Here is an 8,014-nt window from a genome sequence, read left to right as displayed (position 1 = left end):
CTAAGATCAAGGAGTATATTGATCATCAAGAATCGCCCTAAAGGGCGAGGTTTTCGACCCATTTATTAAACCGATAATGAGGCTGCTAAATCCCCAGGCGGGCAATAAAAAAGCTGAGATCACTAAGGCTTGAAAGCAACCTCCAGCAATCAATAACCGTTTGCGGTCAAAAAAATTAACTGTCAAACCGCCAACTAAAGCCCCCAAAATTCCCACGCCATAACTAACAACTCCCAACAGTAAACCTATTTGCGTTGCGGATAAACCTAAATCCACTAACAAAGGGCGGAACATAGTGATTGCCATACTTGAGCCAGTGGTATAGGTCGCTAAAATTACCAGCCAAAGCCACAATTCCCGACGACTAAAAAATTCACCTAAGTCGCGCCAGATAGTCGGTGCTTGCCCTGGTGGCTTGACTCTCACTTGTTCTTGATGAAGTAGGATGGGCAACAGAGAGATTAACATAATCAAAGCAATGAGCAACATCGTTTTTTGCCAGCCGATCTTGTCGAGCAAAATCAACATTCCACCGCTGCCAATTACCGCCCCTAAATAGTGACCGCTCACTTGAATCCCATTGCCTAAACCTCTTTCAGCAGGAGAAAGTAAGTTAACCGCCATCGCATCGGCTGCAATGTCTTGGCTGGTACAAAAAACACACATTACAAAACCAATTATGAGCAATAGGTTAAGGTTTTGGGATATATCAATAAAAGCACAAACTACTGTTAGCAGCGACACTATCAATTGAAACAAGACAATCCAGAAACGATAATGTCCCCAACGGGTATAACCATAGCGATCAATTAGAGGCGACCAAAGAAACTTGAACACAACAGGTAAAATTAACAAGTTAACTAGGGCGATCGTCTGTAAAGAACTTCCTGAGTAACGCATATATACTGGCAATGCCTCATAGAAAAACATCAAGGGTATATATTGAGAAACATACAGGCTGGCAAGTAGCCCCATTTTAGAAGGATGGATTTTACTAATTTGGTTCAATTAATTCTCCTGCGATTTTTTTACGATTGTCGAAGCCAGCAATCTTCAGCGGATCGTCTGATTATTTTATAGGTAATTGATAACTATTTCTATTAAGCTTTTAGAGAATTCTCTAGGTTTTCTGTCTGTTAAAACTTTTTGCAACAGAACCGTTCATCTAGCCTAGTAGTTGTTTATACTTGTTTTATACTACAGATTAGCTCCAGTTTTTTGCAACAGAATCTTAAAAACGATAGTGTTTAGGGTAGTTTTCTTTCTCATTGCTGAAGAAGGTACTTGAAAATATTAACAATCATTCAAGGATTTTCTGATTAAATGTATCGTTCAATACATTTTGTAGACAAAACTCATTTTTTATTCTATTGAATTATATTTTCATTAAGTTGTGTATTATTTTTTGAAAAATTTCCTAAGTTCTAGGATGATAGTTTAGAGCTTAATGATAAATAATATTGATAAGTATATGCGATTGAGTAGAAAATCGCGATCGCCCTAGTTGCCAGGATCGCAGATATATCTGCGATCTTATTTTGATTGACCAAGCTTGAAAAACAGAAAAATTAGCGTAAAATAATGAAGCAAAAGTTTAATAATTTTGGTTTATTCTTGGGTTACCTGAGTATATTCCTCTGCCTTTACGGAATTAAACCCGTAGCCGCAAAGACCAAAAATCCAGAGACAAAATCTTATTCTATTTCTGCCCAAAATTTACTAGCCCAAGAAACATCTCCAGAGAAGCTGATTCGGGTTACGGGGGTAGAACTCAAGGAAACCGCTAAGGGATTAGAGCTAGTTTTCCAAACCCCCACAGGACAAAAATTAGTGCCTTTAATTTTGCCTGAAGGAAATAATCTAATTATTGATATTTTAGATGCCACTTTAGCATTACCAACGGGGAATAATTTCCGAGAAACTAATCCCGCACCAGGCATTACTGAAATTAAGGTGGTTCAAATAGATGATAGTAACATTCAGATCGTAATTACGGGAGAGAAAAATGCACCATCGGTGGAATTAGTTCCCAGTAGAGATGACTTAATTTTGAGCGTAAGTTCCCAAGCAAGTACGGCACAAACGGAAGTAGATGAAGAAATTGAAGTTATTGCCACAGGGGAGGGGGAAGCAGAAGACGATTACGTCGTTCCCAAGGTGACTTCTGCCACGCGAAGCGATACATCGATCCTCGATACCCCCGAATCAGTTCAAGTAATTCCGCAAAAAGTCTTAGAAGATCAACAGATAATTCGTCTCGATGAAGCACTACGTAACGTTAGCGGTGTAACCTTTGGCGGAACAGATTTAGGTAGAAACCTTCAGTTTAGCATTCGTGGTTTTGATCAAGCCCCAATTATTCGCAATGGGTTTAGACAATTTGGCGCAGATGTCATTCCAGAGACGGCTAACCTAGAACGCATTGAAGTTTTAAAAGGACCAGCTTCACTACTATTCGGCGAGATTGAACCTGGAGGTTTAATTAACCTCGTAACCAAAAAACCAACATCCGAACCTTTCTATAATATTGAGACACAGTTTGGCAATCGTAGTTTTATTAGTCCCAGCATCGATTTTTCGGGTCCATTAACGAAAGATGGTAATCTACTTTACCGATTAAATGCACTATACCGCAGCAGTGATGGTATCCAAGATGTAGACGAAAATATCGAGCGATTTTATATTTCTCCTGTGGTGACTTGGAAGGTTGGCAAAAATACCGACCTCAATTTTGAATTAGAGTATGCCAACGATGATCGACCCCCCAGTTATGGTGTTCCTGCTATTGGCGAAGAAATTGCTGATATTCCCTTCGACCAAATTACTAACGAACCTGACGACTTTGGGTCAGAGGAATTTTTGAGTGTTGGTTACGATCTAGAGCATCGATTTAGTAAAAATTGGAAACTGCGTAACGCTTTTCGCTTTACCCAACAAACTGCCCGATTAGAAACGGCTTTCCCCTTTGAAATTGATGAAGAAAGTAATACTGTGTTTCGCTTTTGGGCGGCTCAACCTCAAGACGGTGAAAGTTATTCTTTACAAACCAGTACAGAGGGGAAATTTGCTACAGGTAAAATAGATCACCAGGTTTTACTTGGCTTGGATCTTAATTTAACCGAGGATAATCTTAACGATTTAATTCGCTTAGATGAAGAAACTCCTTTAGAACTCGATTTATTTAACCCGGTATACGACACATCTCCCAGACCAGATTTTGATACATTACCTTTAATTAGCGATCGCGAAACCGAAACCCGACGATTGGGAATCTTTGCGCAAGACAGGGTTACTTTTGGCAAGAAATTCTTTCTCTTAGCAGGATTGCGTTATGACACGGTGGAGCAAATTGTCACCGATAATCTCGAACAGACAGAACTAAGCAATACTAACGATTCAGTTGTTCCTCGCGTAGGAGTTGTTTATAAACCGATTAAGCCAGTTTCACTGTATGCTAGCTACTCTCAATCATTTGCCCCCAATCCCGAAACCACTAGCGATGGCGAGGCTTTAGATCCAACAGAGGGAGAGGGATTTGAATTTGGAGTTAAGTCTGAATTTTTAAAAGGTAAATTATTTACTACTTTGGCTTATTTCAATATTGATAAAGAGAATGTCGCTAGTGAAGATCCTGACGATCCTTTTTCTTCTGTTGCTACAGGAAAACAGTCAAGCCAAGGTATCGAACTGGATGTAACGGGAGAAATTATGTCTGGTTGGAATATTATTGCTTCTTATGCCTACATCGATGCAGAAGTTTCCGAGGATAATGCGATTGCGGTGGGTAATCGTTTACCCAATGCCCCCGAAAATAGTGCTGGTTTATGGACAACCTATCAACTGCAACAGGGCAATCTCCAAGGACTTGGTTTTGGTTTGGGTTTTAACTTTGTCGGCGAGAGAGAAGGGGATTTAGATAACTCCTTTCAATTAGATAGTTTCTTTCTCACTAACGGGGCTATATTTTATGAACGTAATAATTGGCGTGCAGCCCTGAATTTAAAAAATATATTTGATGTGGATTATATAGTAGGTGCTTCTCCAGTCAGGGAAAGAGGTAATGATCCTGGAGAACCTTTTACAGTGGTTGGTTCGTTGGCGATCGAGTTTTAATAAATAGATCAATTAATACCGTTAAATCCCACTTTCCTGAGGAATAAACCATAATTAACGATGCGCACCTTTCTAATTGTTTGGATAGGTCAACTAGCTTCTATGCTCGGTTCCGAGATGACCAACTTTGCCATTACGATCTGGGCTTGGTCGGTTACAGGACAAGCAACTCCTCTATCTTTCATTTTATTCTTTACCCAAACTCCCAAGGTGAACGTTAATCAAGATTGCTGCTGCTGTAACTAGTGGTTTTTGTTCTCCCTTTCCCGATAGCTCTAATCAAGCAATTTGGATGTCTAAGGTTAAACCTGAGATTCAGGGTCGAGTTTTTGCTGCTCGTGATTTAATCGCTCAAATTGCTATTCCTTTAGGAGCAGCGATCTCTGGCCCTCTAGCCGATCATTTTTTTGAGCCAGCAATGAAAAATGGTGGTAGTTTAGCCCGCTTATTCGGTGGTTTTTTTGGTACAGAAATAGGAGCTGGTATGGCGCTGATGATTACTTTATTTTCTAGCTGTGGCTTACTACTGGGACTTGGTGGTTATACCTTTCCTTTCCTCCGCAATGTGGAAGAGATAATATCGAACCAAGAGTGAGTAACAATAGGGCGTACAGCCGACAGGTTGTGTCGCCAATAAGGCGTTGTTCAAACCAGGGTTACACTTTGGCAGAAAATTAGCCTATCTCATAGAGCAGATGTTCTCAATGGTTGCCCGACAGCAGAGAAATGCCTAATGCTGTTAAATTAGTGAAAATCAGCCAAATATGTGAGCAAATTGCGTGAATTTATCTCCTTCTGTTGCTTCGGGTCTTCAGCCTCTTCATCGTCAAGATTTAGCTGTCAAGGTCTTGTCCAAAAAGGAAAAGATCAGTCATTTAGCCCATCAAGAAGGAGTGAGCCGTAAATTCCTCTACCAGCAAGGAAATATTGCTCAACTTGCTTTAAATACGGCTTTTGAAAAGTCAGAAAAAGATCCTGATACCAATTCTCAAAAGTGGCTAGAGAGATAAGGCATCTAAAATATAGTCCCAGCCAGTCAAAGAATGAACGATATCTTCAGATAAAGAATTAAGAATTTTTGCAACCTTATATTTAACATCATCAAGGCTAGTAAAAAATAAGTTTTTTAACTTCTGTTTGATATATTGCCAGACTCGTTCAATGGGATTAAGTTCAGGACAATAGGGAGGCTGAAATAAGAGAATTACATTTTCAGGAACTATTAATTTGTGGGCAGTCCTAAAGGATCCCTAAAGGGTATATCCGAAGGTGTCCTAAAGGATACACCTTCGGATAACCGCTACGCATATATGAATTGGCGCATTATCTAGTTGAATGATGTGAATCTCATTACTATATTCTTGGGAAAATTGTTCTAAAAATAATCCCAAACAGTCGGAATTGAAATGTGAAAACTCATAGAAAAAGCTTCTACCTTGTAATGGTTCAACTAATCCATATATATAGTAATAACTGTAATACCACTGCCAAACTTGCTTTGGTTTCACTCCTGCTCTAGTTATTTTATGACCAGATTCTGTTCGATGACCCAATCTAGTTTCGTCTTGAACCCAATAGGAGATAGCCAACTTATCTCCCCATTTACCTCTAATATCATTGATTAATCCCTTTATTCTATCGGGGAAGTGATTTTTAAAAGCCGCTATTATTCCTGGTTGTTGTTTCTCATGAGTCGGACGAGGTACTTTTAATTTTCCGTTTAATTCATATCTAACAATTCTATGCACTGTTGAATAACTTATTTCAATATTTTGGCAGAGGGCAAGCCATAGTTTTATTTCTTGATAACTATTAAATCCTTCTGGGTCAGATAATTCTTGTTGAAGAGAAGCTCTCGTTTCTACTTCTATTTTTTTAGGTCTTCCTGTTTGAGGTGGTTCTTCTAAAAGTTTTGACATTCCTCCAGTTTTATATAACTGAAGCCAATAATGAATAGTTGATTCAGAGCGCCCCATAATGACTGCGATCGGGTCTTACGGTTTCTGCAACATTTATTTTCAGCAGATATAAACTCTGCACCTTGGCATGATTCAACGCAGCTTTTTGCTGTTTCATAAGAGATTTTAATGTCTCTGCTGATTCAACAATCTCAATTTTAGGTACTCCTGACATTAGCTTTTTTAGATTATTTTATATCTATATTAAGTCTCCAGTGACTTTTAGGAATTGGTATAAAATCAAGCCAGCTTTTTCTCGATGAGATGAGTCCAAAAGTCTGACCACCATTCATTGGCTCGGATAACTCGTAAAGCTAACATGGGATTAATTGTATTAGGATGCCATGTCGCTCCTGGAATTTTTAATCGCTTTTGAGGAATATAACGATGGGCACTTTCAACTTCTCCAGAGCCTATTGGTAATCCTTTTTTCTGATCATCAACTGGACGTGCAAATCCAACTCTGACTTCACGCCAATTGATTGTTCGCTTTTTTGGGATGAGTTGACGTTTCGGGGTTAATTCTGCTTTTTGAGCAGCAAAATAGACTCCTGTGCGAATCTGACAACCATCCAATTCAACTACTAGTCTGGGTAAACCCAGGGTTTGATTTTTGTGGTCGTCGACTTGCTGTTTAAGACTATTTAAGCGATGCTCAATATATTGCTGTCCTAAATTAGCGACCGCTTCGACTTCTCTTCTAACTGCATTTCTTTCAACCCAAAAGCCGTAATGTTCTTGAAACCTCATGGCTGCTCCTTCAAAGGATTCTTCGGCTCCAAATGTTAAGACTCGTTTCACTCCTATAGAGTAATCTCCGTGAGCGATTCCTAATTTTTCAGTAACAGGACGAATTCCTTGTTGATTTTTTTTATTCCATAAATAGGGAGACTCTATTTTCAACTGCCCAAAAATTACTGTATATTTAATTTTTGGTCTTCTATGGATAACCCAACCAGTTTGTTTCACTTGGCTTGTGACTTGATTAACTAACAAACTTAATAACATTGACATCACCCTCAAGCCAATGGCTCGTAACAATGATAATAAGTCTGTGTCAACTTGATTTACTTTTTCAGCTAGATTTGGCTCTTCCTCTACTATCTTCTTAAATAGAAGATCACTGATTTGTTCAATAAGATCATTATAATTTTGATTCATGGCAGTGTCTTAATTGATTCATCTCTTTAAACACTGCCTTTTTTTGGCTTCTTTAATTCTGTTGATTTCGGCTTGAAATTTCTATTTCCTCAAAAGCGAGAACGTTAATTAGCGATCGCCTGTTGGGCGACACCAACTGTTTTTGAGCGCACCCCTGTTTGACAGACTTCTAACTCTTGTCAAGTCTTATTTTCCTCAGTCGTTAAAGTTATTTTCAATGCTGCTGGCATTCGTAATGATGAATTTTAATTTTTCAGTTTCTATTTTACGTTTTTCTAGGTGGAGCTACTTATTAGTTTTTTAAGGTATCCTGATTTGATGAAAAATTTTATCCTTCATACTTCAATTCAGCAACGCCGATTCTCTCTCTGACCCCTAGCTGGTTAATTAAAATTATTCAGTTCTGAAAATATAGAGAAAACGAAAGCTAATTCTAAAGTCATCAATCTTTTTTTTGTAGTGCTACTTAACCGCTTAAAATAAATAGTAATCTGAGGTAAGTTATAATCCAATAGATTACAAACAGCATATAATGGTATGTACTGCTGAAAATGCACTTTTTTAACGATCACCTTCGCACTTTAATTAGAAAAACTAAAAATAGATTCATCAAGGAAATTTTTCAGCTTCAGCTTTTCAATTATTCTCAAGAACGCTTTTACGAAAATCAGATTTTAAATTATAAAATTAGTTTAAGCGAGGTTTTTTCGCATTACCAAGATCTTGATTTCCAACTCGAAAATCAAGGAATTTGTGTTACGCACATTGATCGCTTGGACATA

General features: G+C 38.3%; 6 protein-coding genes and 1 pseudogene. 4 read left to right on the top strand and 3 right to left on the bottom strand.

Going from position 1 to position 8,014, the window contains the following annotated elements; translation table 11 throughout:
• Positions 1-6 precede the first annotated feature (6 nt).
• Complete coding sequence (locus tag C7B62_RS12830) at positions 7-1,008, bottom strand: MFS transporter (protein WP_146132096.1); 1,002 nt, start codon at positions 1,006-1,008, stop codon at positions 7-9.
• 573 nt (positions 1,009-1,581) lie between these two features.
• On the opposite strand from C7B62_RS12830, the gene C7B62_RS12825 reads away from it, so the two are divergent.
• The 4 genes from C7B62_RS12825 to C7B62_RS12810 all read left to right on the top strand — a co-directional run bounded on the left by C7B62_RS12825 (position 1,582) and on the right by C7B62_RS12810 (position 5,123).
• On the top strand, positions 1,582-4,113 hold the full coding sequence (locus tag C7B62_RS12825; RefSeq protein WP_106236664.1) for a TonB-dependent siderophore receptor: 2,532 nt from the start codon (positions 1,582-1,584) through the stop codon (positions 4,111-4,113).
• A gap of 60 nt (positions 4,114-4,173) precedes the next feature.
• On the top strand, positions 4,174-4,359 hold the full coding sequence (locus tag C7B62_RS12820) for a hypothetical protein (protein ID WP_106236662.1): 186 nt from the start codon (positions 4,174-4,176) through the stop codon (positions 4,357-4,359).
• Between the two features lie 46 nt (positions 4,360-4,405).
• Positions 4,406-4,708 carry a hypothetical protein gene (locus C7B62_RS12815; protein WP_106236660.1) on the top strand — a complete coding sequence of 101 codons (303 nt, stop codon included), beginning with the start codon at positions 4,406-4,408 and terminating at the stop codon, positions 4,706-4,708.
• Between the two features lie 184 nt (positions 4,709-4,892).
• Positions 4,893-5,123 (top strand): hypothetical protein, encoded by a 231-nt coding sequence (locus C7B62_RS12810; RefSeq protein WP_106236658.1) that lies wholly within the window; start codon positions 4,893-4,895, stop codon positions 5,121-5,123.
• On the opposite strand, the pseudogene C7B62_RS12805 reads toward C7B62_RS12810, so the two are convergent.
• Positions 5,112-6,246 (bottom strand): annotated as a pseudogene (locus C7B62_RS12805) (IS630 family transposase). The gene C7B62_RS12810 and the pseudogene C7B62_RS12805 sit on opposite strands and share 12 nt — an antisense overlap.
• 65 nt (positions 6,247-6,311) lie before the next feature.
• Entirely contained in the window at positions 6,312-7,232 is a 921-nt protein-coding gene (locus tag C7B62_RS12800) for a hypothetical protein (RefSeq protein WP_199194181.1), read from the bottom strand.
• Positions 7,233-8,014: the final 782 nt, after the last annotated feature.

The organism is Pleurocapsa sp. CCALA 161 (genome assembly GCF_003003995.1).
Classification (GTDB): Bacteria; Cyanobacteriota; Cyanobacteriia; order Cyanobacteriales; family Xenococcaceae; genus Waterburya.
The sequence above is the reverse complement of the archived record's forward strand: the minus strand, read 5'-3'. Positions and strand labels throughout refer to the sequence as shown.

Bases quoted from the DNA above. Each gene is read 5' to 3' on its own strand.
- C7B62_RS12800 (WP_199194181.1), bottom strand. From the start codon at position 7,232: ATGAATCAAAATTATAATGATCTTATTGAACAAATCAGTGATCTTCTA.
- C7B62_RS12820 (WP_106236662.1), top strand. From the start codon at position 4,174: ATGCGCACCTTTCTAATTGTTTGGATAGGTCAACTAGCTTCTATGCTC.
- C7B62_RS12815 (WP_106236660.1), top strand. From the start codon at position 4,406: ATGTCTAAGGTTAAACCTGAGATTCAGGGTCGAGTTTTTGCTGCTCGT.
- C7B62_RS12825 (WP_106236664.1), top strand. From the start codon at position 1,582: ATGAAGCAAAAGTTTAATAATTTTGGTTTATTCTTGGGTTACCTGAGT.